This is a genomic window from Brenneria izbisi (assembly GCF_025840185.1).
GTDB lineage: Bacteria > Pseudomonadota > Gammaproteobacteria > Enterobacterales > Enterobacteriaceae > Brenneria > Brenneria izbisi.
Window position 1 is genome coordinate 245,024 of sequence record NZ_JAMPJU010000005.1, and the last position, 22,926, is coordinate 267,949.

The 22,926-nt window shown below is 55.4% G+C and carries 27 protein-coding genes and 1 pseudogene; 3 read left to right on the top strand and 25 right to left on the bottom strand.

Annotation, left to right across the window (positions count from 1 at the left end):
• Positions 1–73: 73 nt before the first annotated feature.
• Positions 74–1,942 carry a low affinity potassium transporter Kup gene (kup, locus tag NC856_RS09310; RefSeq protein ID WP_264090150.1) on the top strand — a complete coding sequence of 623 codons (1,869 nt, stop codon included), beginning with the start codon at positions 74–76 and terminating at the stop codon, positions 1,940–1,942.
• Positions 1,943–1,959: 17 nt separating this feature from the next.
• Here the strand turns inward: kup and qseC are convergent, their stop codons facing one another.
• Both qseC and qseB read right to left on the bottom strand, forming a co-directional pair.
• The gene (qseC, locus tag NC856_RS09315; RefSeq protein ID WP_264090151.1) at positions 1,960–3,315 is read right to left on the bottom strand and encodes a quorum sensing histidine kinase QseC; all 1,356 of its coding nucleotides are present in this window, start codon (positions 3,313–3,315) and stop codon (positions 1,960–1,962) included.
• On the bottom strand, positions 3,312–3,974 hold the full coding sequence (gene qseB, locus NC856_RS09320; RefSeq protein WP_264090152.1) for a quorum sensing response regulator transcription factor QseB: 663 nt from the start codon (positions 3,972–3,974) through the stop codon (positions 3,312–3,314). Before qseB ends, qseC begins: the two co-directional genes overlap by 4 nt.
• A gap of 220 nt (positions 3,975–4,194) precedes the next feature.
• Here qseB and NC856_RS09325 point away from each other — a divergent pair, with 220 nt between their 5' ends.
• Complete coding sequence (locus tag NC856_RS09325; protein ID WP_264090153.1) at positions 4,195–4,587, top strand: YgiW/YdeI family stress tolerance OB fold protein; 393 nt, start codon at positions 4,195–4,197, stop codon at positions 4,585–4,587.
• A 152-nt stretch (positions 4,588–4,739) separates the two neighbouring features.
• Here NC856_RS09325 and NC856_RS09330 read toward each other — a convergent pair.
• From NC856_RS09330 to NC856_RS09380, 11 genes and pseudogenes are all read right to left on the bottom strand, one after another.
• Positions 4,740–4,932 (bottom strand): annotated as a pseudogene (locus NC856_RS09330) (helix-turn-helix domain-containing protein); the annotation flags it as partial.
• Between the two features lie 203 nt (positions 4,933–5,135).
• Entirely contained in the window at positions 5,136–5,768 is a 633-nt protein-coding gene (locus NC856_RS09335) for a tail fiber assembly protein (RefSeq protein WP_264090154.1), read from the bottom strand.
• Positions 5,768–8,215 carry a phage tail protein gene (locus NC856_RS09340; protein WP_264090155.1) on the bottom strand — a complete coding sequence of 816 codons (2,448 nt, stop codon included), beginning with the start codon at positions 8,213–8,215 and terminating at the stop codon, positions 5,768–5,770. The genes NC856_RS09335 and NC856_RS09340 overlap by 1 nt, the downstream gene beginning before the upstream one ends.
• 2 nt (positions 8,216–8,217) lie before the next feature.
• On the bottom strand, positions 8,218–8,793 hold the full coding sequence (locus NC856_RS09345; protein ID WP_264090156.1) for a phage tail protein I: 576 nt from the start codon (positions 8,791–8,793) through the stop codon (positions 8,218–8,220).
• Complete coding sequence (locus NC856_RS09350; RefSeq protein ID WP_264090157.1) at positions 8,786–9,892, bottom strand: baseplate assembly protein; 1,107 nt, start codon at positions 9,890–9,892, stop codon at positions 8,786–8,788. Before NC856_RS09350 ends, NC856_RS09345 begins: the two co-directional genes overlap by 8 nt.
• Positions 9,883–10,230 carry a GPW/gp25 family protein gene (locus NC856_RS09355; RefSeq protein ID WP_264090158.1) on the bottom strand — a complete coding sequence of 116 codons (348 nt, stop codon included), beginning with the start codon at positions 10,228–10,230 and terminating at the stop codon, positions 9,883–9,885. The genes NC856_RS09350 and NC856_RS09355 overlap by 10 nt, the downstream gene beginning before the upstream one ends.
• A 64-nt stretch (positions 10,231–10,294) precedes the next feature.
• Positions 10,295–10,888: a phage baseplate assembly protein V gene (locus NC856_RS09360; RefSeq protein WP_264090159.1), complete on the bottom strand. Its 594-nt coding sequence runs from the start codon at positions 10,886–10,888 to the stop codon at positions 10,295–10,297.
• Positions 10,885–12,027 (bottom strand): phage late control D family protein, encoded by a 1,143-nt coding sequence (locus tag NC856_RS09365; RefSeq protein WP_264090160.1) that lies wholly within the window; start codon positions 12,025–12,027, stop codon positions 10,885–10,887. The genes NC856_RS09360 and NC856_RS09365 overlap by 4 nt, the downstream gene beginning before the upstream one ends.
• Entirely contained in the window at positions 12,015–12,227 is a 213-nt protein-coding gene (locus tag NC856_RS09370) for a tail protein X (RefSeq protein ID WP_264090161.1), read from the bottom strand. The genes NC856_RS09365 and NC856_RS09370 overlap by 13 nt, the downstream gene beginning before the upstream one ends.
• On the bottom strand, positions 12,227–13,111 hold the full coding sequence (locus NC856_RS09375; protein WP_264090162.1) for a phage tail protein: 885 nt from the start codon (positions 13,109–13,111) through the stop codon (positions 12,227–12,229). The genes NC856_RS09370 and NC856_RS09375 overlap by 1 nt, the downstream gene beginning before the upstream one ends.
• Entirely contained in the window at positions 13,111–15,606 is a 2,496-nt protein-coding gene (locus NC856_RS09380) for a phage tail tape measure protein (protein ID WP_264090163.1), read from the bottom strand. The genes NC856_RS09375 and NC856_RS09380 overlap by 1 nt, the downstream gene beginning before the upstream one ends.
• A gap of 42 nt (positions 15,607–15,648) precedes the next feature.
• Here NC856_RS09380 and NC856_RS09385 point away from each other — a divergent pair, with 42 nt between their 5' ends.
• Positions 15,649–15,825 carry a hypothetical protein gene (locus NC856_RS09385; RefSeq protein ID WP_264090164.1) on the top strand — a complete coding sequence of 59 codons (177 nt, stop codon included), beginning with the start codon at positions 15,649–15,651 and terminating at the stop codon, positions 15,823–15,825.
• 59 nt (positions 15,826–15,884) lie between these two features.
• Here NC856_RS09385 and NC856_RS09390 read toward each other — a convergent pair whose 3' ends face one another.
• The 12 genes from NC856_RS09390 to NC856_RS09445 all read right to left on the bottom strand — a co-directional run bounded on the left by NC856_RS09390 (position 15,885) and on the right by NC856_RS09445 (position 22,848).
• Positions 15,885–16,205, bottom strand: a complete 321-nt coding sequence (locus tag NC856_RS09390; protein WP_264090165.1) for a phage tail assembly protein — start codon at positions 16,203–16,205, stop codon at positions 15,885–15,887.
• 154 nt (positions 16,206–16,359) lie between these two features.
• Positions 16,360–16,884: a phage major tail tube protein gene (locus NC856_RS09395; RefSeq protein WP_264090166.1), complete on the bottom strand. Its 525-nt coding sequence runs from the start codon at positions 16,882–16,884 to the stop codon at positions 16,360–16,362.
• Positions 16,884–18,311 carry a phage tail sheath subtilisin-like domain-containing protein gene (locus NC856_RS09400; protein WP_264090167.1) on the bottom strand — a complete coding sequence of 476 codons (1,428 nt, stop codon included), beginning with the start codon at positions 18,309–18,311 and terminating at the stop codon, positions 16,884–16,886. The genes NC856_RS09395 and NC856_RS09400 overlap by 1 nt, the downstream gene beginning before the upstream one ends.
• The gene (locus NC856_RS09405) at positions 18,301–18,531 is read right to left on the bottom strand and encodes a hypothetical protein (protein ID WP_264090168.1); all 231 of its coding nucleotides are present in this window, start codon (positions 18,529–18,531) and stop codon (positions 18,301–18,303) included. The genes NC856_RS09400 and NC856_RS09405 overlap by 11 nt, the downstream gene beginning before the upstream one ends.
• Positions 18,528–18,992: a Gp37 family protein gene (locus NC856_RS09410; protein WP_264090169.1), complete on the bottom strand. Its 465-nt coding sequence runs from the start codon at positions 18,990–18,992 to the stop codon at positions 18,528–18,530. Before NC856_RS09410 ends, NC856_RS09405 begins: the two co-directional genes overlap by 4 nt.
• Positions 18,992–19,120, bottom strand: coding sequence for a hypothetical protein (locus NC856_RS09415; protein ID WP_264090170.1), 129 nt, complete (start codon positions 19,118–19,120; stop codon positions 18,992–18,994). Before NC856_RS09415 ends, NC856_RS09410 begins: the two co-directional genes overlap by 1 nt.
• A gap of 439 nt (positions 19,121–19,559) precedes the next feature.
• Positions 19,560–19,883 carry a hypothetical protein gene (locus NC856_RS09420; protein ID WP_264090171.1) on the bottom strand — a complete coding sequence of 108 codons (324 nt, stop codon included), beginning with the start codon at positions 19,881–19,883 and terminating at the stop codon, positions 19,560–19,562.
• Positions 19,880–20,545 carry a hypothetical protein gene (locus NC856_RS09425; RefSeq protein ID WP_264090172.1) on the bottom strand — a complete coding sequence of 222 codons (666 nt, stop codon included), beginning with the start codon at positions 20,543–20,545 and terminating at the stop codon, positions 19,880–19,882. The genes NC856_RS09420 and NC856_RS09425 overlap by 4 nt, the downstream gene beginning before the upstream one ends.
• Complete coding sequence (locus NC856_RS09430) at positions 20,529–21,149, bottom strand: transglycosylase SLT domain-containing protein (RefSeq protein ID WP_264090173.1); 621 nt, start codon at positions 21,147–21,149, stop codon at positions 20,529–20,531. The genes NC856_RS09425 and NC856_RS09430 overlap by 17 nt, the downstream gene beginning before the upstream one ends.
• Before the next feature lie 2 nt (positions 21,150–21,151).
• Complete coding sequence (locus tag NC856_RS09435) at positions 21,152–21,496, bottom strand: putative holin (protein ID WP_264090174.1); 345 nt, start codon at positions 21,494–21,496, stop codon at positions 21,152–21,154.
• Between the two features lie 310 nt (positions 21,497–21,806).
• On the bottom strand, positions 21,807–22,385 hold the full coding sequence (locus NC856_RS09440; protein ID WP_264090175.1) for a hypothetical protein: 579 nt from the start codon (positions 22,383–22,385) through the stop codon (positions 21,807–21,809).
• Positions 22,386–22,419: 34 nt separating this feature from the next.
• The gene (locus NC856_RS09445) at positions 22,420–22,848 is read right to left on the bottom strand and encodes a helix-turn-helix domain-containing protein (RefSeq protein ID WP_264090176.1); all 429 of its coding nucleotides are present in this window, start codon (positions 22,846–22,848) and stop codon (positions 22,420–22,422) included.
• Positions 22,849–22,926 lie beyond the last annotated feature (78 nt).

Consider the following 22,926-nt stretch of genomic DNA (forward strand, 5'->3'; position numbering starts at 1 on the left):
TTGGTTCATACTGGTCGTTTTGGGCGACGTAGCTGGTCGCTGACAGAATGGATACAGAAGAAGAGTAAGGTTGATGAGCACAGAGCATAAACGTTCGATTCCGGCAGTCACGCTGGCCGCGATAGGTGTGGTTTATGGCGATATTGGAACCAGTCCGCTTTACACCCTGCGGGAGTGTCTATCAGGACAGTTTGGTTTTGGTGTCGAACCCGACTCCGTATTTGGTTTTCTTTCTCTGATATTTTGGTTATTGATTATCGTCGTTTCGCTTAAGTATCTGACTTATGTCATGAGGGCGGATAATGCGGGCGAAGGCGGGATACTTACCTTGATGTCGTTGGCCGGACGTAATATGTCGGATCGAATGACGTCGGTACTGGTGATTTTGGGGTTGATCGGCGGCAGCTTCTTCTATGGCGAGGTGGTGATAACGCCCGCGATATCAGTAATGTCCGCGATGGAAGGGTTGGAAATTGCCGCGCCTTCCATGGACACCTATATCGTTCCGCTGTCGATTATTGTTCTGACGCTGCTGTTTGTTATTCAAAAGCATGGTACCGGCAGCGTGGGAAAATTGTTTGCCCCGGTGATGTTGATTTGGTTTCTTACGCTTGGGGTGTTGGGCGCGCGCAGCATCCTTAATAACCCCGACGTGCTACAAGCGCTGAATCCGATGTATGCGGTTCGTTTCTTCGCCGAATACAAAATGGTCGCTTTCTTTGCGCTGGGCGCCGTGGTACTGGCTATCACCGGCGTCGAGGCGCTATATGCGGATATGGGACATTTTGGCAAATTCCCCATTCGACTCGCCTGGTTTACCGTGGTGTTGCCGTCTCTGGTGCTGAATTATTTTGGTCAAGGCGCGTTGTTGTTAAAAAACCCGGAAGCGATTAAAAACCCCTTTTTCCTGCTGGCTCCCGACTGGGCGCTAATTCCGCTGATGATCCTGGCTACTCTGGCGACAATCATCGCTTCGCAAGCTGTGATTTCCGGTGTCTTTTCACTGACGCGTCAGGCCGTTCGGCTGGGGTATCTGCCACCGATGCGCATTGTGCATACCTCTGATATGGAATCTGGGCAGATCTATATCCCGGCGATTAACTGGTTATTGTATATCGCGGTGGTAATTGTGATTGTCAGCTTTGAGCATTCAAGCAATCTGGCGGCGGCCTACGGCATCGCGGTGACGGGAACAATGGTGATAACCAGCATTCTGTTCTGTACGGTAGCGATAAAGAACTGGCGCTGGTCCCGCTATCTGGTGTGGATACTGTTGACCTGCCTGCTGTTGATTGATGCCCCCATGTTCCTGGCCAACGTGGTTAAAATCCTTTCCGGTGGCTGGTTGCCGCTGGCGCTGGGGATGGTGATGTTCATCATCATGACCACCTGGAAAAGCGAGCGTTTCCGGTTGTTGCGCCGTCTGCATGAACATGGCAATTCGCTGGATGCCATGATTGCGTCACTGGAAAAATCACCGCCGATAAGGGTGCCGGGTACCGCGGTTTATCTGTCCCGCGCTATTCACGTCATTCCGTTTGCGCTTTTGCATAACCTCAAACATAACAAGATATTGCATGAGCGTGTGGTGTTGTTGACCATGCGAACAGAAGATGCGCCCTATGTGCTCAATGCTCGTCGGGTGACGGTGGAACAGCTTTCACCAACCTTTTGGCGGGTCATTGCCAACTATGGCTGGCGCGAAACACCTAATGTGGAAGAGGTGTTTCATCGTTGCTGGCAGGATGGATTAACCTGCCAGATGCTGGAGACATCGTTCTTTATGTCCAACGAGTCGCTGACGATGGGCAAACGTCCGTGGTATCTGCGATTACGCGGCAAACTCTTCATGATGCTCAGCCGTAATGCGCTCCGTGCGGGAGATCAGTTTGAAATCCCCCCTAACCGACTGATTGAGTTGGGTATTCAGGTGGAAATATAAAGCGGGTCAGGGCCGCTTTACCAATTAACCGCGACCTTCAGCCCCCCTTCAGGCCGGTTGGCGAAGGTAACGCGCATTCCATGCAGTTTGGCGATGTTGTTGACGATGGAGATACCCAAACCACTGCCGGATTTCTCTTGTCCGGGAGGACGGAAAAAACGTTCTCCGATGTGGGCCAACGCGTCGCCGCCGATGCCCGGCCCTTCATCTGTGACCTGAAAACCGTGAGGCGTGAGTTGCAGATGAATGGCGCCGCCCGTATGACTATAGCGAATGGCATTATCCAACAGATTGCGGATCAGCAGCGTCAGCAACAGCGGATGCCCTTGACGGCTCACCGGAACATCCGGTAAATCCAACGTCAATTCAATCCCCGCTGCTTTTGCCTGCTGATAATGATCGACAACCACCTGACGCATAATTTCCTGCAATTGAACGGTTTGCTGGCCGTTCAATTGCGATTCAGAATCCAGTCGCGACAAGGTAAGTAGCTGATCCACCAATCGGGTCGCCCGATCGATCCCCTTATCCAGGTTAGTCAGCGCATGACGTCTGGCAGTTTCATCGTCGTGGGCCAACTGAGCGACTTCCGTCTGTACCTTCAACGCCGCCAGCGGGCTGCGTAGCTCATGGGCCGCATCGGATGTGAATCGGCGTTCGCGCAACAGCATATCGTTGACGCGGGCAAACAGATGGTTGAGCGCGTTAACCAGCGGACGAACTTCCTGGGGAATATTGTTCGTCTCCAGTGGCGTCGCTTCATCCGGCGAACGCTGACGAAGCTGTGCGGTAATCTGTTTCAAGGAGGAGAGTTCACGGGTGATCAACCAGAACAGTAACGCCAGCATAATCGGCAGCGCCGCTAGCCAAGGGGTCAGGTTGGTTTTGACGATATCCCACACCATATCCTGCCGATATTCCCATTCCTGGCCCACGACAACCACGTAGCGGTCGTCCCCGGTCTTCAGCCAGACCATACGCCATCTATCGCTGTCATCGCGCAGTCGACCATCAGTGAAACCATTTCGTGCGTAATCAAAGATAAAGTCTTTACCGTTTTCGCCGTCATTCAGCACCATCTTGCCGGTTCGGGTAAAAATAGCAAAGGCCAGCGCATCATCTTCCTGCTGGCCGCGATGATCTCCCGCCAGCTTTTTTGTTTTCGGCAGTGACGGCGATTCCGCATCGATGTCGGCAGGATTGATGGTAGCCAGCCGTTTGGCGAATAACATCTGTTGTGTATCAAACAGTTCATTAATGTTATGGCGAGTTTGATACCACGAAAGCAATCCGGCTATGCCCCAGCAGATCAGCGTCAACAGCATGAAACCAGCAATCAGACGCAACCGCAGGCTGAGATTGAGATGCGTCATGTCGCTTCTCCCAAAATATAGCCGACGCCATGTACGGTACGGATAAAGTCACTGCCCAGCTTTTTACGTAAATGGTGAATATGGACTTCCACGGCATTACTGGAAACATCGTCATCCCAGCCATAAAGTTTCTCTTCCAGTTGGGCGCGCGTCAGTACGCGGTTGGGGTGCAGCAAAAACAGCTCCAGCAGCGCCAGTTCACGGGATTTAAGCATCAGCGGTTCATTGTTAAGTGTCACGGTGCGTGAAGCTGATTCAAGTGATACCGCGCCGTGTGTGAGCGTGGGCTGTATTTGACCATGTCGTCGACGGATCAGCGCCTGCAAACGGGCAGCCACTTCTGTGAGTGCAAATGGTTTGCACAGGTAATCATCCGCGCCCAACTGCAAGCCTTCAACTCGTTGTTCCAGTGCATCCCGCGCGGTAAGGATCAGTATGGGTTCATCGTGTCCGGCCTGACGCCAGTGGCGCAGAATGTCCAGCCCATCAATTTCCGGCAAACTGAGATCGAGCACCACCGCATCATAAGGCGCCGCATCTATAGCCGCCTCGCCCGTTTTGCCTTGCGTAAACCAGTCAACACTAAAACCAAGCTTGGTAAGCCCGGCTTTGAGACCGTCACCGATCAGGCGATCGTCTTCGATTAACAATATTCTCATGGCTGCTCCGCGCGTTCGTGTTCTGGTTTTATACGAAATAGCATGACGGCATGTACAGGTAAAATCGCCAGAAACGGGCAATCCCGGCAAGATCAAAAAATAAAATCACAGATGTCCATTCCTTAAGATGCTGTTAAGAACTGTTTGTTTTAATGCTGCCTGAACATTGATAACCACACCGGATGACGGTGACAACAAATGCAATAAAGGAAGGTAGAACATGAAAAAAGCAGCCGCACTCTTCGCCATTACAGCTCTGATCTCCGCACCAGCCTTTGCCGCGCAAAGTGGTGGTTTTATCAGCCCGGAGTCTTCGGTATCCAGTCCCCATAAAGGCGGATTTACCGATCCGAAAGGCAGTATTACCACGGTGGAAAAAGCCAAAGGAATGGCGGACGATAGTTGGATCACACTCAGTGGCAATATTGAAAAACGGCTTGGTGATGAAAATTATCTTTTCCGCGATTCAACCGGCACCATGAATGTGGAAATCGATGATAAACGTTGGAACGGACAGATGATTTCCCCTTCCGATAAAGTGGAAATTCAGGGTGAACTGGACAAGGATTTCGGTTCCGTTGAATTGGATGTGAAGCAGATCCGTAAGCTTTGATAATAACGCCTATCCTTTTGTATGGCGGGCATTAGCCCGCCATTTAACACGCTTTAACACATTTGCTGATGCGCCGCGCGATAAATGCCGCACATCCTGCGCGATAAATTGAGTACCAGATCAGTTTCACATACTGATAATAAATTACAAAATCAGATTGTGCCGGCTGGGAAAGACTTATAGATGGTCGATACGCCGACATCATGGATGATTGCTAACCGACGTCTGCTATGCCCGGTTCCCCAATAATTTTCCGATCATCTTTAATACTTGCGGTCTTCCGCCTATGCGACCGTTTTTTCGTGCGGCCTCCAGCCCTGCTAATATTCGTTCTACTATTAACTGTCCGACGCCACCCAACAACGCTTTCAGCCCCCGATCAGCCTTTGCCGACTCCACTAACATTCTGAGGGTTAATGGAGCCGGTTTATAGTAGCCAGTTTCAACCGCTCACGTTCAAACAGCGGAATCTCTGGAGGTTCGAGAAAGTGAATATTTTCACTGCCAACTGAGATCTTTTCGTTGAGAATTTCGCTACGATAGCCGTGCTATAAAACCGTTGGCGCTTTCGGCCAAACGATTTCTGATGCGGCAGTATCAATGCGGCTCAGTAATACCCGGTATTTTTTCCATTGTTCAAGCTCGGCGGTTTCTTCTTCGGTCGCCATACCTAAATCAATGGCGTCAGTCAACGTTTGGATTCGTTCGTTAGCCGTTGTTTGTCGCGTGCTCAGATCTTTTTGCGCGTCTTGCTGTTTCGCCATTGCCACCGCTTGTTGTTGGGCTTCTTCATCTGTTACCCAGGCTTCGCCGTTCCAAATATCGAATTCAGTGACAGGCGCTGACAACGTGACGTTATCCGGCAATTCGCCGATAGCGTCAACCGTTTGTTGTTGTCGGGTTTGCGTGTCATAAACCGTCTGGCCGCGATAATCCGGCACATGCTCCCACGCTTTACCGTCAGCGCGGCGGCGCAAGGCGAGTCCTGCGACTGGCAGTTCTGGCTCGTCAATATAACTATCAGCCGGTAAGCCGACTCCGGTCATCAGATATTCATAGCTGGCGCTCAGATATTCACGGGTAACAGGGTGGACGTGATATACCGTCACCCAACCCGCATTTTTACTCAGGCCGTTTTCGTTTAACTCTGCGGTTTTAATTTCAGTGGAATAGTTGCTCATTATGCTGCTCTCACGATGTAGTTGAATGCAATATTGCGGGGGCGGGTTTCACTTGCCGTACGGGTAACACGTGACGAATCAAAATGCGCTTTGGCACCATTACTGCTCCTATCTGACCCTGCATCATAATTAACGGTGCCAATGCCATCGGAATATAGAGCACCTGAAGGTGGATAGGTTGTATCCGTCGTTTGATCATCAATTGTCCAGCCTGCTGTTATCGGTTGCATCGCATCACTTTGCGCGCTCAACATCACCCGGCTGGCATCCACGCCTCGTGCGTCATCCCAGCCGCGAATGAATTCGCCGCGCAGGTCGGGAAGTTTGCCGGATGAGTAGAGTGCGGCGAGCTTAGGATATTTGGCTTTGTCGAATGCCTGGCCATTGCATTTTAGCCAGCCTGCTGGTGCGGTGGCAGAGGGATACGGCAACGGAATGCCTGTCAGTTCGCCTTTGCCAATAGCACCAACATCTGCCGCGGTGGGTTTGTTGCCGGTATGATAAAAAATGTATGGGTCGCTCCAGGTTCCAGAGAACTGTTTACGAAAAGAAAAAAACGCCGGGGACGTATTATTCATGTGTTCGTCAGTCAGGACAAAGCCGTATTTTGTGCCGTCGCCAACACCACTTCGATGACGAACGCTGATAAATGCTTTCCACGCGCCGCCTTTACTGGTTTTTGTGATTGACTGTGATCCAATGCAGTTGCTGGTTGCCTCCAGTCCTGCAAGCCATGCTGTATCATCCGTGTATTCAGCAATGCCTGAATACGGTTTGTAGTTTGCCACCGCCTGAATATTAGCCGGGGTAAGGGTAATATCCGCCGAACCATCAAACGCCACGCCATTAATCTTGCGAGCCGTCGCCAGTTTGTTGGCCGCCGCCGCTGTTCCACCGGCAGGCAACGCGCCGATATCGGCGGCGGTGGGTTTGTTGTTTGGACTGTAGACACGTTTCCCACTTTCCGAAATCGTACCGGTTACGAATAACGAACCCGCGGCGTTTAACGACGCCAGTTCGTTTTGTGATTCAGCGTCACCGTTCCAGAATACAAAACCGCCACCACCCGAACCTTTGTGGTTAACAAAGTCGGTTCTTCCGCTTCCGTGAATACGGTTCCAGCAAATATGCGCCCCTTGCGAATCAGGTAGAAACCCACTTTTCCCAGCGACTTTTAAAATGTTATTGAGCGTGAGTTGACCGGTCATTGTGCCGCCAGCAATCGGCAAAGCACCAATGTTAGCCGGGGTAAGGGTAATATCCGCCGAACCATCAAACGCCACGCCATTAATCTTGCGCGCCGTCGCCAGTTTGGTAGCCGCCGCCGCCGTTCCCGCCGCAGGCAAGGCGCCTACATTCGCCGGGGTGAGCGCGATATCCGCCGTACCATTAAATGACACGCCCGCGATTTTCCGGGCCATCGACAATTTGGTGGCCGCCGCCGCCGTGCCGCCGGCGGGCAACGCGCCGATATCCGCCGCGGTGGGTTTGTTGTTCGGGCTGTAGACGCGCTGCCCTTTTTCCTGAAGGATGGCGGCATTAGCGATATGACCGAATTGAATATCCCCTGTGGCCAGATCAATTCGGAGTGGTCGCAAGCTATTGAAGGAACCGTTGGCATCATTCTTTTTGGTCAACAGGAGATAAAATGCACTTCCGTCATTGCGTTGAATGACGCCGTATCCACCGTAGATCATGCGCAGCGCATCAGCTACTTTCGAAACCAGGTTGCCGGTCAATGTGCCGCCCGTCGTCGCCAACGCGCCCACGTTGGCAGGCGTCAGCGCAATATCGGATGTACCGTCAAACGTTACGCCAGCAATCTTTCTTGCCGCCGCCAATTTACTGGCCGCTGTCGCCGTGGCCGTTTTCCCTAAATAGCGTCCATCACCGACAGTAATATCGGGAATATTGCTGGCCGCTGAACCCACGGCGCGTGTGGCGGCGGATTTTAACCCGATGTTCGCCATAAATTTGGCTTTATCGGGAATGTCCGCGCCGTTTTGTTCTTTCTCCAGCTTTTGCGCCAGTTTGTTCAGCACGGTTGTGCTGAAGTTCGGGTCATCTCCCAGTGCGCCAGCCAACTCTTTTAGCGTATCCAGCGCGCCCGGAGAACCATTCACCAATGCGGCGACTGCGGCCATCACATAGGCTGTGGTGGCGATTTGCGCATTATTGACGCCTGCCGCCGCGGTCGGCGCCGTTGGCGTTCCCGTCAAGGCGGGGCTGGCTTTCGGCGCATATTGAGTATGCGGATCGGCGGCGTCGATATGCGCTTGCAGATCTTCTCCGGTGCTTTCCAGTTCCTTTTTCAGATACGCCGTGCGGTCGGCCAGTTGCTCCGCCTGTCGGTTGGATACCCCGCCGGGGCCGCCGACCACCGGATCTGACGTTTCCAGTTGGTAGATTCCGTCAATCCATTCCTGTTTTTCCGGCAAGTTCGCCATACTTATGCACTCCCGTGATTGTAGTTACCGTCATACGATGCGGTTTCGTTGTATCGAATTGGAACGCCCCAATATTCCAGGCTGGCCAACCGGCAGCGTGCAGGGGCGATCATTTCCAAAGTGTTGCGCAGCATCTGCGCCTGATCGTTGGTGATGGGCTGTTGAAACAACACCCGGTAGACTGGCCAGTGGGCTTGATCGCCATAGACCATATGGCCGTTGTAACCGCGCACGCCGTCGTAGTTGAGCCGTCCGATATGTTCGATCAGTTCAACATCGCCGAATCCCAGACTGCGGATTACCTCGCGCACCGCCCAGGGCGTGCCTTTATAGCGGTGCATCTCAATGGCTGATTTAATCGTGGCCCGGCGGGCATCTTCGGATTCCGCCAGTTGCCAGCCGTCTTCGGTCAGCGAGAACTGTTCGGCCAGCGCGTCCAGCGCGCTGCTGTCGACGATATCGACCAGATAGACCATCAACGCTTCCAGCTTCAGCGCGTCGAAACGGTCGATAAGCGAGGCCAGCGCGCGGAAGCTGGCGTCGGCGGCCAGCGGCGGTGGAAGCAGCACGTCACTCATCGGCGGCCCCGGCAATGGTGATCGCGACGCCAGTGCAGACGGCGAGTTGCCAGTCATCCAGCACCGTTAATCCGGGGGATAACAGTTCTACGCTGTAGACGCCGTCGAGCGATAGCGCGGCGATAATCTGGCTGGGGACGATATCCTGTCCCAACGTGGCGCGGCGATTTTCAACCCAGTCGGCGGCTACCCGCTCCGCTGCCTGTTTGACCGGCGATGCCTGAACATTGCGTTTAAGCGTCAGGCTGGCATGAAGCGCGTACTCCACCGCAACGGGCGCTTTGGCGGCGACCGTATCGGTCAGCGGTCGCACTTTCTCATCCGAACAGACGCTTTCCACCTGCGCCAGCAGCGCGGCATCGGGCAACCCGCCGGACAGCAACGGATAGAGATGGACGACGCCCGGCTCAGCCCTGACCACCGCCACATCGACAATATCCGGGTGCGCGCTCAGCGCATGATAGCGGTACGCCAGTTTTGAACCCGCCGTGCTAAAGGACTCCGGCGCCAGTTGAATACGTTCCCGTAGCCGATCGTCGCTTTCCTCTTGCGCGCCGCCAGTGCTGGCGACGGTGTTGATTACCGTGAAATCGACATCGGCAATATCATCCAGCAACGTGCTGATCTGCGCCGGTTGCCAGTTATTCCCGGCGGCGCCGGTTTCCATGCAGGTGGCGGTCACGGTCGCGCTCAGCGCGCCCGCTTTCATCACCACATCGTGGTCCGTCGCAAACACAACGCTGTCTGACGCGCTGACGCGCGTTCCCGCCGGGATCAGCGTGTCCGTCAGCAGCGCGGCATCTACGCTGAACAGCAGCGTGGTCTGCGCCGTTTGAGCCGCCAGGCGGTAGGTGCCGACCAGTTCACCGAGGTAATCAAGCATCGGCGCGCGGGCATAGCGCACCAGATTCTGTTTCGCCGCCTCCTGAATGCCGCTGCGCAGCAGCATTTCCCGGTAGGCGATGAGGTTGATCAACAAGCGCTCCGCCTGTGCCGGGTAGAGCGTTTTTCCGCTATCGGCTTCATATTTGGCGATCATCTCGGCGGTGATCGCCTCCGCGTCACGCTCGATAAAGACCGGTTCTGTGGTTACTGCCATAACACCTCCGTGGTCTGCAAAACACCGCTGGTCGTTTCCCAACTGATGCGCAGCGTCATGTGTTCGCCGCTGATAAGCGGTTTCACTGCCAACAGTTTGCAACGTGGTTCCCAGCGCTTGATGGATTCAATCGCTTCGCGCACGACATGCGGAACGGCCCGGTCGATGGGGTAGTCGATGTAGCGATGCAAACTGCTGCCGAATTCGGGACGATGGGGATCGCTGCCGCGCGGCGTGTGCAGAATGATGTGGATGGCCTGTGTGATATCGGCGACGCCCTCGGCGAGTTCGCCAGGGCGTTGCAGGGCCGGTTGCCAGAAAACAGAGTGAGTATTCATGGGGGGCAGTATCGCCCCCGGAAGGATTAGCCGATATTAAAGGGATTTAAGAAGGATTGGCGGGTCAGTGGGAATGGTGATTTGAGTTGCCGCCGGCATCCATCACCGAGCCGCTGGCGTTAATATTGCCTTGCACGCTGACGTTGCCCTGAATCGCCGCCGCCGCGCCGTTGCCGCCGGAGCCTGACATGCCGCCCTGATAGGTCAGTTTGCCTTTCACCAGCAGGTTGCCCGTCACTTCTGTTTCCGGCGCGTCAAGGGTGGCTTTTTGCGTTTTCACCGTCACAGCCGCGCCGCAGGTAATCACGATGTGCTCGATACCGCCGTTAATGGTCAACGTGTGCGTCTGGCGGTCGTAATAAAACGCCGCGCTGTCCGCATAGGTGACGCCGCGGACGTCCGGGTTATCGACGGGCGGGGTATCGACGCTGGAATAGACCGCGCCCAGGATCACGCCGTCCTCGCCGTTTTCATCCAGCAACACGACAACCTGTTCGCCGACGTCGGGCAACCAGTAATCCTTGTTGTTCTGGGTATTGTGTTGCAGCACGTCCAGCCAGTTGGTGCGCAGGTTATCGCGCTCAGGCAGACGAACGCGGGCGCGGACATGCTTTGCGTCAACGGCGCTGATGGTGCCGACCTGTCGGGATACGCTCATTTTTTCTCTTCCCTGGTAACGGTTTCGGTGGTGCCGTCCGGTTTATACACCGTTAATTTGCGCGTTTTACTGCGCGCCGATGTGCCGGTGGTGACCGGGCCGCGTGCAATCTCGATCTCAGTAACATAGCCGCTGCTGCGATCGAATGAATGCCGGGCGGAGGTGATCAGCCAGTGGCCTGACAGTTGGCCGAACTTCACCAACTCGATTTTGTTGCCCGCGATAAGTTGCGGTGTCCCCATCAGGCTCAGCGAACCGGTCTGCTGGTTTTCGTTATGCGCATCCAGCGCCGCATCCGCCTTGCGTTGCGCGCCGTCTTCGTCCGATGCGCGGCTGGTGACTTTCAGCGTATCCGCACTGGTGGCTTTGCCGCTGCTTTGGGTGGTGGAGGTGCTGCCGTCCGCCTCATATACCACCAGTTTCTTGTCGCTGGCTTTCTGATGCTTGACCTTTGCCGATTTGTACACGCGGTTGATGGTATCGCGCAGCGCATAGCGGGCCACGTCCTGCGGCGTCAGTTGCCTGACCGGATCGAGTCGGCGCAGCGTGGCCAGATGCGAGAACACCAGTTGATCGCTGACGACTTTCACCGCATAGCCGTACTCGCTGGCCAGCCGCTTCAGGAAGCCGACATCGGTTTCCGCGTATTGGGTGACGCGATCAAGCTTGACCGGCTCGATACCGCCGACCAGTTTCAGGCTGTGCTTTTTGGCGATGCGGCTGGCGATGGCGGCCAGCGTGGTGTTTTCAAACCCCCGGCTGGATTTGGTGCGCAGCGCGCTATTGACTGAGGCGGCGACGCCGCGAATCGATACCGTTGACGGCGGCGCGCCGACTTCGATTTCATCAATGGAGAACGTGCCGCAGGACAGCAGCTTTTCGCCGCTATAGCCGAGCTTCAACGTCAATGTATCGCCGTTGCCCGGATACCACTTATCCAGCCAGCGACCGTCGGTATCCTCCAGTTCGACGTCGATGGTGTCCGATTCCGACTTGATATTGTCGGTATAACTGACGCGGGTGACATAGGGCGCGATATCGCTGGTGATATCCCGTTGCAGATACCACAGGGTAAAGATCGGCTGAAGCACTTCGGAAATACCCGGAGAAGGCGTAGCCTGCTGAATTAACGTAGCCACGGCGCGATCTCCTCTGTGGTTACCGCTTCATCCGTTTCAATCATCGGGATCAACAGCACGATGCCGGAAGGCAACACCGGCGTGATGGCCACCTGCGGATTGGCGGCGATGATCCGGTCGTAGCCCCGCGGTTCGCCGTAGTAGTGATGGGCGAGTAAATCCCAGCGATCGCCCTGTTTGGTTACATGCTCAATGTACATCATACCCTCCGCGCGGCGATCGCCGCCGTCATCTGGCTCAGCGCCGGTGAAACGTGGGTGAGTAACGTGTCGGCGGCATTAAACTGGCCGGAAACGCTGTTCAATGCGCTGGCGATATTGCGGTTATCGACGTTCGACAAGGAATCACGCGCCGCGTTAACAAAGAGGACGGCTTCACGGGTTGCCCTGGCGACGCGAATAGCGACGGGGAACGCGTCGGTGACCGCGCTCAACGCGGGAACCGAGGCGGCTAATGGCGTGGCGACGCCGTTGATTTGCGTTAACAGACCAGGAACGCGCGTCAGCGCAATCGCCGGGTTGGACGCCATCTTTTGCACCATGCGTACCGTGCTGGCGGCGGTTTGCAGCGCTGACTGGGCTTTTCTGGCGTAACTGACGGCATCACGCACCGATTGCACCAGGCCGCTGGATTTCATCACCGCGCCGGTGACCACGCCGGTGCCGGGGATCGCGCGTTTAATCGCGGGCGGCGCCAGCGGGCTTTTCGGGTCGCCGGTATATTCGCGCAAGGTGACTTCCGCCGTCATCGCCATCACATTGCCGGAAGCATCCGTTTGCTGGTTGCTGGCCGTCACCGCGGTAACCACGAACCAGCCGCGATAGTCGCCGTTGCCGAACACCAGCGCCAGTGCCTGATGTTCCCGCATGGCGCGGCGTAACCGGGCCAGTTCGTTATCCGGCGTGCAGTACATACTGTGGAAGACCAGGCTAATGCGGAACTCATCCAGTCGCTCGCCGACGAACTGTAGCCCCGGCTTACCTTCGATACGGCTATGTTCGGCGTAATCGACGCCAAAGGTAGACTCGAAGCCGTCCCAATAGGTAATCAACTCAAATTCAATATCGCCAAGAACGGCAAACATCAGGCATACCCCCTACGTTGTTGTTGCGTCATAATGCGCGCCAGCATTTTTTCCAATTCGTGCAGCGACAGGTTGAGCGCGCTGGCGATTTCCGGCGTGGCCGAGGATTTTTTACCCTCCAGGTAGATGTTGGGTGAAAACGTCACCGCAATCCCGCCGCTGGCCTTAGCCGTCTGACCGCCAGCGCGACGGCCTCCGGCGTTATTTTCCGCGCTGGTGGGCAACTCAGGGAGTTCCGGTAAGGTTTTGGCTTTCGGGTTGGCGCGCAGTGAACTGAATCCAGATTCCAGCCCCATCTGCGGCATGTTGAATTCAGACTCAATCAGAAGCTGAAGTTGTGCCAATTCCTGTCCCACCTGAGGTGTTGTATGGTCAATACCGATATCAACACCCTGAGCGATTTTTCTACCAACGCCAGTCAATACCGGGCGGGGCGAATTTGTTTTTTCGGGTTCGTCGGAGAACCAGTTGAACCAACTATCCGCTCCTTGCTTTTCCCCTTCATCGCGGATACCGTTGGATATAAAGCTGACGATACTTTTTCCAATCCCGCTAAATTTCTCCGATATATCAATACCAAAGAAATCCATCACCCAGGAAAATGCCCCATAAAGCAAGGGGGCGGCAGTGACAATGCCGCTGATAAGTCGGCCAATTGGAGTGAACGAAAATATTCGGAACAATATCATGGCCCCTCTACCTAGCAGCTTTATACCTCCCATAACGCTGCCCAATGCTCTCCCCATCATACCGCCTAAAAATAGCGCGCCGCGTCCCAGCCATATGAAGCCGTTCCACGCCAGTTGTACCCCCCCCATCAAACCTCTACCGAGCATACGACCTAGCCATAATGCGCCACGGCCCAGCCGGGAAAACAGCCCCAGCCACTGGCGGGCGCGGCCTCCGGCGCCAAACGCCGTGCGCAGAAGCAGCCATTTGGAACGCAGAAACATCGCGCCTTTCCATAAATCGACCAGCGGTGATAACAGGTTGACCAGCACCAGTCTGGTGGTGACCGCCACGACGCTAAATGCCTTGAACCCTGCGACAGTGAGCACGATGCCGCTGACGATCTCCTGGTTGTCGGCGATCCATCTTCCGGCCTGATCGATAATGGGGATAATCGCGTCGCTTAACGAGATCAACGCGGGGCGCTGTGACTGACCGATGCCGATCGAGACGTCATTGAGCGCGATTTGCGTGCGTCGCCAGCGCGCCGCCAAAGTGTCATTTTGACTGGCGAAATCGGTGTCGAGGGTGTTTTGCGCCGCCGGGCTATTCATCGCCTGTTTATTGCTTTGATATTTGCCCCAATCCTGACGCATCGACAGCAGATGATCCACGCTCTGGGTATCGGTAAACACCTCGGACAGTCCAAAGGAATTCATCAATTTCCGCTGTGTCGCGGTATCGCCTTGCGCGCCCGCCGCCTCGAAGGGTTTCAGGAACGCCTCGCCTTTGTCCTTGATAAGCCTGTCTGCGATCATCAGCGAAGCTTCATATTTGGAGAAACCGCCGGCGGTATATTTCTGCATCGATGTTTCATAGTCCACGCCCGCGTTTTCATATTTCTGGCTGATTTCGCTGCTGTTCATGACCGACAGCCAGTGGGTCATATTGTTTACCGCGCTGTCGGCTGAGCCGCCGCTTTTTTTCGCCACGCTCAGGCTGGCGACTATCTGCGTAACCGCTTCCTGGCCGGTAATACCTTGCGCGGCAAACGCTTCCGCCAGCCCCGGCAGGGCCTGGGACATGTCTTTCAGCTTAAACGAACCCAGCTTCGCGCCGCTTGCCGCCACATTAAACGCCTGTTCTAACTCTTTGGTGCCGGTGATTTGCAGCGTCTCGCTGAATACGGCGGCCATTTTGCTCAGATCGATCATATCGGTTTGGGTCGCCGTCGCGGTTTTTCCCAGCAGCCCGGTAAGCTGTAATGCTTTTTCCGGCTTTATTCCTTCGTTAATCAACAGCCCGACGCCGCCCAGCAAGGCTTCCTGCGTCTGGTTGACTTTCAGCGCGGTCTGGCGAATCAACGCGCCGATTTTTTGCTCCTGGGCGCTATCCAGATTGCCCATCGTCGCAATATCCCGCAGCCCGGCTTCATAGCTGGCATATTTTACGACAGCGCCGATCACCGGCGCGGCGACGGTTTGGGCCGATGCGTAGGTTTGCTCTTTTTGGTCGATCAACGCCGAGCGGCGGGTTTGCAAGGCATCACTCACATGCGCCGCGGCAGAGAGACGGTTGCGCTGACGCTCAAGCTGTTCCATGGTGCGTCCCACACGTTGCAGTTCGCTATTCAGCCGCCGGTTGCCGTATGAACCGATCTGGCCGTAGCGCTCCATGGCTTGCGTCAGGCTGTTTTGTCGTTGTTGCAGGCGGCGGGCGGTTTCGTCGATTGACGCCAGCGTGCCCTGGACGCCGGTAAACGCAGACCGTAATGCGCCGGAAATAACCCCGCCGCGGGTCGCGCTGATAGATGATTCAGTGGCCACGATTTACACTCCAGATAGACCAGACGAAACAGGATTACCCATATGAGCACGTCGCTGACGGCAGTTGGTCTGGGCATTGATGATTGGCGGAGAAGCAGGATCATTGACGCTGGCCCTGATGTTGGCTGTCGTTATCCCGCTCCCCGCCATTTTTTGTTAGCGACCTGTTTTGCCGGAACTGGCGCGCCGGTTAGTCGCTATCGCCGTTCTCACGCTTAATCTGCGTGCTGGCCGTTTCCAACCAGCACTCGAACTCTTCCAGATCCAGATCGTTCAACTCACTCGGCTGAAACCGAAACCACCTCGCCAGCAGCCCCTGCGCTTGAATCAAGGTTTTCGGATGGTGTAGCCAGACCTGTAAGTTGATGAAATCGTTTTTGCAACGCCAGATAGTCGGCCAGATCCATGCCGTCGAGATCTTCCGACAGCATTCCGCTGGCGCGGGAAATCAACAAATCGTCCCAGTCGGCGGCGTTATCGCTGATTTTGCGTACCGCTTTCAGGTCTTTGACCTGCAAACGGCGCAGATTCAGGGATTCAATACGAACACCGGCTGCGGTGGTAAAAGGAATAGACAGCGGAAAGGATTGTTCTGACATCATGTGCTCCTGTTATTGGAAAAATAAGTGGGGAAAAGCAAGTCTTCAGGAACAGTATGAAAAACGGGGATGAATTCAGCTATTAAAGGGATTTAAAGAAAGGGAAGGGAGAGGCAGTGCCTCTCCCTTTGGTCAATGGATGGCGATACGGCGTTTATCCGCCGACGTTGATACGGTAATCGGTCAGTTGATCGACGCCGCCGACGCGGAAGATGTTAGCCAGGTAATCCAGTTCCAGCAATTCCTCGCCTTCCAGCACCTGTTTGATGTAGGAGCAGCTAAAGCCGCTGGAAAACTCCGCGTTTTCATGCTGTTTGAAGGTGCCGAGCGGGTTCTTCTTGAACATGATGGTCATATAAGTGACCAGCGGGATCTCGTCGATACGCCCCTGAGAACTGTAGCGCTCGACGCTGGAGCGGCACTGCAACGCCAGCGTTTTATACGGGTTGGCCGCGCCCAGCATGGCGTCCCGATAGAACGAGTTCCACTTGATCTCGCCTTCCAGCTTGTCGAACCCGGCGGGCAGTTCGATCTTGCCCACCATGCCCAGCGCTTTGTGCTCTTGCATAATCATGCTGACGTCCGGCAGTTTCACTTCCTCCGCCCGGCCCAGCAGGTTCACCCCGTCAATATAGATATTGGCGTTGGTGATACGGTTCACTTCAATTTTCCCAGCCATCAGCTATTGCCCTCCAATGTGACCAGATATTCGGAGGTGATCTCCGTCTCAAACGTCAACCGCTCCAGCGGCGGCGGCGGTGTGTATTTGTAGCTCAGCAACAGGTGGCCCGCCGCCAGTTCGGTTTCTTCGTTACGCGCCGGATCAAACCAGCATTTGAAACCCAGCAACGCGCCGTCGCCAATCAGTTTGCGGCCATAGCTGTTGACCGATTCGGTCAGCGCATCAATCAGCGCCTGGCTGATTGGCATATCAATGTATTGCTGGCTGAAGTAGCGGATGGATTCGTTAATCACATCCCCGGTGCGGCGCACATTCTCGAAATTCCGCATGTGGGTGACCGTCGGCCACGCGGCGCAGCGGTTGCCCCACAGCCGCAGGCCGGAGCCGTAGCTGTTGAACACCGTGGTGACGCCTTGCTCGTTGAGCAGATTGACCTCGCTGTTCGGGTCGTCAATCATCGCCGATAACTGGCGCTCCACGCCGGTGATGCCCAACAGTTCCTGATTGGAAGACGACCACCAGAAGCCTTTCTCCAGATCGACCTTCGCCCGCAATCCGGCGGCGCGCTGGCTGAGCGGCTCCAGACGTTCGGCGTTGGTTTGCGCGTCATACACTTTGACGTGCGGATAGCACAGGCGCACGCGGTCTGAACTGGTGTTGAAATTGATGTCGCCACCCGGCCCGCGGCCTGCCAGCACTTGCGCGAAGGTGGTGCCGATCGGCGCATCGACATAAGCGATGGCGTCGAGCTTGTCCGCCAGCGCGATCAATTCCACGCTGACGCTGTTCTGCGTACAGAACACCGGGGCGATCAGGATTTTGGCGAAGAAGCCGAACTGGTTGTAGGTGTCGTGCAGCAGCTTCATGCCGGTGCGATTGCCCGCCGCGTTAACCGCGCCGATAATATCCGCCGCCGTCACTTTGGTCGGGTCGGCATAATCATAGCTGACCAGCACCGCCTCATCCGTGGGGATGTTGTCGTTCAGACGGGTGATAATCCCGGTTTGCGCATCAAGCTGGTAATCCGTATCCGCGATATAAGGCGTGGTTTCCGCCGACTGACGCAATACCAGATTCGCCACTGCGCGATGGGCCAACTGCGTTTTGCCGTTGGCGGCGGCAAACGTCACGCTGGCGCTATCGACCTGGGTTTTATGCACTTCCGGGTCGAGCACGTTGATCACCAGCACTGTTCCCGCGCCGTGGTCGTAAATGGCATCCAGCGCCTGCGGGATGGTAAAGCCGCTGTACTGGCTGCCGAACTGCGCCGCGTCCTTCTCAGACAGGCACAAGGCCACCTCATTGACCGGGCCGATCGGCGCGGTGCCAATCAGACCGATAACGGCGGATTTGACGGTTTTCACCGGACGTGCGCCGTTTTCCACCTCGGTGGTTTCCACGCCGTGTAAATAGTTAGCTGCCACGGTTCACCTCCGTTTTCTCTCCTGTGGCGGAAGTCTTGCGGCGGGAGCCCGCCGCAACGGTGACGTCAGGCACGACGTGCAAATGCTTTAACGCCACCAGGGTTTTGACGTAGTCATGCTCTTGCGGCAAGACCACCTCGCTATCGGGCCACAACAGCACCTCGGTGCCGTCGGCCAGCGTCACGCCGCTGGCCGGGCCGGTATAACGGTATTTCATCATTTGCTTTCCTTATAATTGGCGACGGTCAGTAATGGTCCGTCTGGTAAATTAGCGTCCTCAATCGAGACGGACTCGGTGGCAAAATCCAGCGTGTACTGCCACAACTCGCCGGCCTTGCCGAGAAACATTTCCCGCATCAGCCAGATTTTCCGGCGACAGTTCGGGGGCTGATAACCGCATAACGTGCGGCGCACCTCATCCAGTGTCGCCACCGCGCCCTGCGGCCCGTTCAACTGGCGCAGTACGACCGTGGCGTTCAGGGTGATGACGTGCGGCTGCGTCAGCGGGCCGATAGCTTCCGGCTTGCCGAAGCGGGAGCCGGGGTAGTTCACCAGCACCGCGCCGACCGGGTGATTCAGTTGAAAATCGGCGGGGTTTTCCGGGAAATGCTCAATCTGTAGATTGGGCAGCTTTTCTGTCAGATGGGCGATCACCGCCTCGATAACCGAGCTAACATCCATCAGAATGTCTCCAACAGGATGTGGTGGCCGCCAAAGGCGGAGCAGGCTAACAAATCGGCTGACGAGAGCGGTAAGTTGGCGCCGTGCATATTGGTATGGGTGGCGGATTTAAAAATATGGAGTGACATAACGCGATCCCGGTTTGGAAAACTCAGGTCAGTGTCGGGGAAAACAAGAGAAGCGGCTTTTAATCCAGTTTAGAAAAAACCCAGGCGGGGAAAGGCGTCAGGCGGGCGACAGAGCGTAGCTGTAAAGCCTTTATAAAGGAAATCTGGCCGCTTTTCGAGGTTGGCGGCACATTGGGCTTAACGGCGGCGCCAACGCGCCCGACAGGTTGCTGTGGCGTTTCGTCGCTATCGTCATGGTGAAGCGGTCGCTCTGCTTCCCGTGGGGCGGGGAAATTATCGCGGCTATTATTGGCGCGATAAAGGAATGGCGGGATAAGGGAATGGCGGCATAGCCGCCGACCTGCGGGTTGGTGCGTTATTGGCGGTAAATGTTGAAATCCCGGCGCGGCGTTTTCAGGATGGGATCAGGATTAGACTCGGCGACACGGCCATGTCGCCTTCAACGGTTGCCGACAACGGGACGATGCACCAATTCCAGTTTGTTATACAGGGCGTCCAGCTTGGCTTCGATCACCGTCTGGCCGCGCACATAGTCCTCCCGACGCACGTAGTTGAGCGGCAAGTCGGCCTTGAATGCCATAAACTCGCGCTCCAGATTGTTCAGGTTGCCGATGGACGCTTTAAAACTGTTATCCAACGCCTGAAATTGTTCAACCTGGCGTTTTTCCATCTGGGCAAAAAACATCTTCGCTACGGTAAAAACAAAGCCGAGAAACCCCAGCAGCAACCCCACCAGTTGCCAGAACTCCACTTCCACTTTCATTGTTGTAATCCTTCGATGTAATCCAGCAGGCCATTCACCTGTGCGGCTAATTGTTGGCTGCGCTCGCCGGCGTCGGCGCTGTGGGCGAGAATATCGCGCTGGGTGACGCCGGCGTCGCGTAGCCGGGCGTTAACGGCTTCAGCGGCGGCGGACGTACCGCCAGCACTGCCGGCAACGGCGGCGCTTGTTTCACCATCGGCGGATAATCCGTAGGCGGCGTTGTATTGCTGCACGAAACCAGTAGTAAACACGCACTGCACAGGGTGAGCGTTGCCTTGTTGGTCAATCCAGCGTTGGGTGACATCATCAATTCTCCGTTTCAGGTTTTCATTCTGTCGGCGCAGCGAAGCCGTTTGGCCGAGGTAACGCTGCTCCGCGTTGTTCGCGGCATTTGCCTGCTGCTGATAACGGCGCTGCCAGGCCAGCAATGTCGCCTTTTCCTGCTCCGCGCGCCGATGACGTTGCTGCGCGAAATCCGCCTGAAGCGAAGCCAGCGCCGCCTTGCTTTCGGCTTGCTGCTGTTGCAGCGCGGCGTTGCCGTCAGATGCCGCCGTGGAAAATCCGCGCCGATAGCCGTGCTGATGGATCAACCACAACGCCAACAGCACGGCGGCAATCCACAACAGCGGTTTCCACGGCAGGTTTTTAAGCAGGTTCAGCACAGCTACGGCCTCCCCAGGTCAGATAACGCGGCGCTAACGCCAGCAGGATGCGCGGCGGATAATGGCGGTTCTCGCGCCAGTTGGCTTTGCTGCGTCCGGCGTTGACGGCGGCGACATGACCAAACCAGCGCTGACTGTCCAACCCGCGCCGCGCCGCCAGCTTCTGATCACGCTGAACCCAGCCCAGCCCGCCGTTGTAACCGGAGAGCGTCATCGCCATGCGCTGGCAGTCGTCAGCCGCGTTGACGCGCTGCCAGATCCAGCGGTCATAGCGGGTCAGCGCCCGGATAGCCCACCTTGGATTAAAGGGCTGATTGGCTTTCAGTTCCGGCATAAGTTGGCTAATCCACTGCGCCGTGGCGGGCATAAACTGCGCCAGCCCCTGCGCGCCGACAGGCGACACCGCCCGCGGGTTCCAGCCGGACTCCTGATGAAGTTGGGCGGCGAAATCCGCCACCGGCGCATTCAGCCCCCAATCCAGACGGGCGTTGCGGATGAGATCGTTGCGGTATTGCTGCGCGGCGGCGGGCGGTTGCGCGGCCTGAGCCGGATTTACCCCCAACCCCAGGGCGGACAGAATGATGATGGTTTGCGGCCAGCCCATGATCACAGCCCCATCGCCACAGCCAGACAGACCGCCGCCACGATAATGGCGCGACGGATCAGGGCCGCGGCGAAAACCCGGTGGTAACCGGGCTTGACCGGATATTCACCCTGCGCCATCAATGCCGGTTCATGTATCAGATATTGGCCCAGCGTCGCTTTCGGAAACAACGAACGATCCAGCCAATATCCCAGCACTGCGGCCAGCGTAATCAAGGCGATTTTGTAGATAACCACGGGAAGCTGTTGCGGCGATACCAGCGCGATAACCGCCAGCAGCAAAAGCGCGGTAAGCTGCCAGCCCAGCAGCCGTTTCAGGCTGGTAATGCGAAATGTTTTGATGTTCATATTGCTGTCTCCTGTCTAAGTGGGGACAGCATGGCGGATAGCGCCGGACGGGGATTTTAAACAGCGTGAAGAGTGCAAACGACTATGTAGCGGCAGTATGCTGGGGGAAGCGCGATCTGGTGGATTTGTCCAGATTTCCGCAACGGCGTCAAACAAGCCAATGCAGCGATGACCCAACACCAATACCGCTAGTTTTGATTAGCCAAGGTTGATGACCTTTTTTGCTGAATGTACGCAATAGATATTTGGCGACCAACATCCAAATAGCTAAAGTCTTAATAAGGGTAAATGATGTTTACATGATATATCCTTATTTAAATAAAAAAGACGATAAAAATCCCAGCAGAAAAACGCCAATAAATATTTTAGGATACGTTTTTATCAGTTCCTGGCAATCCAGCGGTTTAGATGGTGCGGACTCTGGGTGGCAGAGCGGTAATTCATCTCTATCGAAATGATCAAACGCTACCTGAAGCTGTTCGCGGGACAAGTCATTCAGGGTTTTAGTACCAAACTTTCTCAGGCAAAACCTATTGCGCTCTCTGACCTTATCAGCCGTCAACCGCAGAATTTCCGCCACCAGACGCCGACATTCTCTCGCCAGTTTAGCTTCTACCAAACGTTGTAACAGATAGGCCTCGGCTTTGTGATACTTCCTGGTTGTGATGCCATGAATATTGTGAACATCAATATGGGCATGAACCGCCCGCCATAGGTTTTTTTTAGATTCACCGCTAACGGCAATAATATCATCCAATAATTGATGCAACCGCTGACGCTGAGCCAAAAGCAGCGGCTCATCATCGGCGATATTCATAGGGAGATGTATATTGATAATATCTCTTGATGAAAACTGCCCCTGAGCAGTTCCATTAAACTCCTGGCGCATAAAGCCTCCTTGTTATTGCAATGTGTTGCTTATTCTATTTATTTTTTTTATTACTTATTACACTGTGATTAACGATCTTATTACCGGCAATTTGACCGCTGACTTTGCCGTGAAACACCTGAGACGTTCCGGCGGATTGTTGGGCGGTCGTACCCGCGGTAAGCGCCGCCAACACCGCTGATTTAACGGCTAACGGCGCCGTTCTGTAATGCTCGACAATCTCTTGCTCGTCTCTGGATAAAGCAACGTTTTCTGATGATTCCCCTGTCAAAACAAACTGAACATTCGCACCCGCCATCGCAAACAACATTAATACTTCGCCGCCAGGGACAGCTATCCCGCGCTCGTACTTACTCCACATTTCGCGAGAAACCCCGCATATATCCGCCGCATCGCCTTGTTTTAGCGATAAACGGGAGCGTTCTGATTTGAGACGAGATGCAAAAAGAGAATCAATGTTCACAAAAACCCCATTGACAATGAGAACTAAAGTTCACATAATCTATCACGTATTCTATTAACATCATTGTATAACCGGAGG

Excerpts from the sequence above, each read along its gene's own strand:
- NC856_RS09345 (WP_264090156.1), bottom strand. The coding sequence starts at position 8,793 with ATGAGTGACGTGCTGCTTCCACCGCCGCTGGCCGCCGACGCCAGCTTC.
- NC856_RS09435 (WP_264090174.1), bottom strand. The coding sequence starts at position 21,496 with ATGAACATCAAAACATTTCGCATTACCAGCCTGAAACGGCTGCTGGGC.
- qseB (WP_264090152.1), bottom strand. The coding sequence starts at position 3,974 with ATGAGAATATTGTTAATCGAAGACGATCGCCTGATCGGTGACGGTCTC.
- NC856_RS09405 (WP_264090168.1), bottom strand. The coding sequence starts at position 18,531 with ATGATGAAATACCGTTATACCGGCCCGGCCAGCGGCGTGACGCTGGCC.
- qseC (WP_264090151.1), bottom strand. The coding sequence starts at position 3,315 with ATGACGCATCTCAATCTCAGCCTGCGGTTGCGTCTGATTGCTGGTTTC.
- NC856_RS09340 (WP_264090155.1), bottom strand. The coding sequence starts at position 8,215 with ATGGCGAACTTGCCGGAAAAACAGGAATGGATTGACGGAATCTACCAA.
- NC856_RS09415 (WP_264090170.1), bottom strand. The coding sequence starts at position 19,120 with ATGTCACTCCATATTTTTAAATCCGCCACCCATACCAATATGCACGGC.
- NC856_RS09420 (WP_264090171.1), bottom strand. The coding sequence starts at position 19,883 with ATGAAAGTGGAAGTGGAGTTCTGGCAACTGGTGGGGTTGCTGCTGGGG.
- NC856_RS09360 (WP_264090159.1), bottom strand. The coding sequence starts at position 10,888 with ATGAGCGTATCCCGACAGGTCGGCACCATCAGCGCCGTTGACGCAAAG.
- NC856_RS09375 (WP_264090162.1), bottom strand. The coding sequence starts at position 13,111 with ATGTTTGCCGTTCTTGGCGATATTGAATTTGAGTTGATTACCTATTGG.
- NC856_RS09410 (WP_264090169.1), bottom strand. The coding sequence starts at position 18,992 with ATGGATGTTAGCTCGGTTATCGAGGCGGTGATCGCCCATCTGACAGAA.
- NC856_RS09395 (WP_264090166.1), bottom strand. The coding sequence starts at position 16,884 with ATGGCTGGGAAAATTGAAGTGAACCGTATCACCAACGCCAATATCTAT.
- NC856_RS09390 (WP_264090165.1), bottom strand. The coding sequence starts at position 16,205 with ATGTCAGAACAATCCTTTCCGCTGTCTATTCCTTTTACCACCGCAGCC.
- NC856_RS09335 (WP_264090154.1), bottom strand. The coding sequence starts at position 5,768 with ATGAGCAACTATTCCACTGAAATTAAAACCGCAGAGTTAAACGAAAAC.
- NC856_RS09355 (WP_264090158.1), bottom strand. The coding sequence starts at position 10,230 with ATGAATACTCACTCTGTTTTCTGGCAACCGGCCCTGCAACGCCCTGGC.
- kup (WP_264090150.1), top strand. The coding sequence starts at position 74 with ATGAGCACAGAGCATAAACGTTCGATTCCGGCAGTCACGCTGGCCGCG.
- NC856_RS09430 (WP_264090173.1), bottom strand. The coding sequence starts at position 21,149 with ATGGGCTGGCCGCAAACCATCATCATTCTGTCCGCCCTGGGGTTGGGG.
- NC856_RS09370 (WP_264090161.1), bottom strand. The coding sequence starts at position 12,227 with ATGTACATTGAGCATGTAACCAAACAGGGCGATCGCTGGGATTTACTC.
- NC856_RS09350 (WP_264090157.1), bottom strand. The coding sequence starts at position 9,892 with ATGGCAGTAACCACAGAACCGGTCTTTATCGAGCGTGACGCGGAGGCG.
- NC856_RS09325 (WP_264090153.1), top strand. The coding sequence starts at position 4,195 with ATGAAAAAAGCAGCCGCACTCTTCGCCATTACAGCTCTGATCTCCGCA.
- NC856_RS09440 (WP_264090175.1), bottom strand. The coding sequence starts at position 22,385 with ATGCGCCAGGAGTTTAATGGAACTGCTCAGGGGCAGTTTTCATCAAGA.
- NC856_RS09385 (WP_264090164.1), top strand. The coding sequence starts at position 15,649 with ATGAGCACGTCGCTGACGGCAGTTGGTCTGGGCATTGATGATTGGCGG.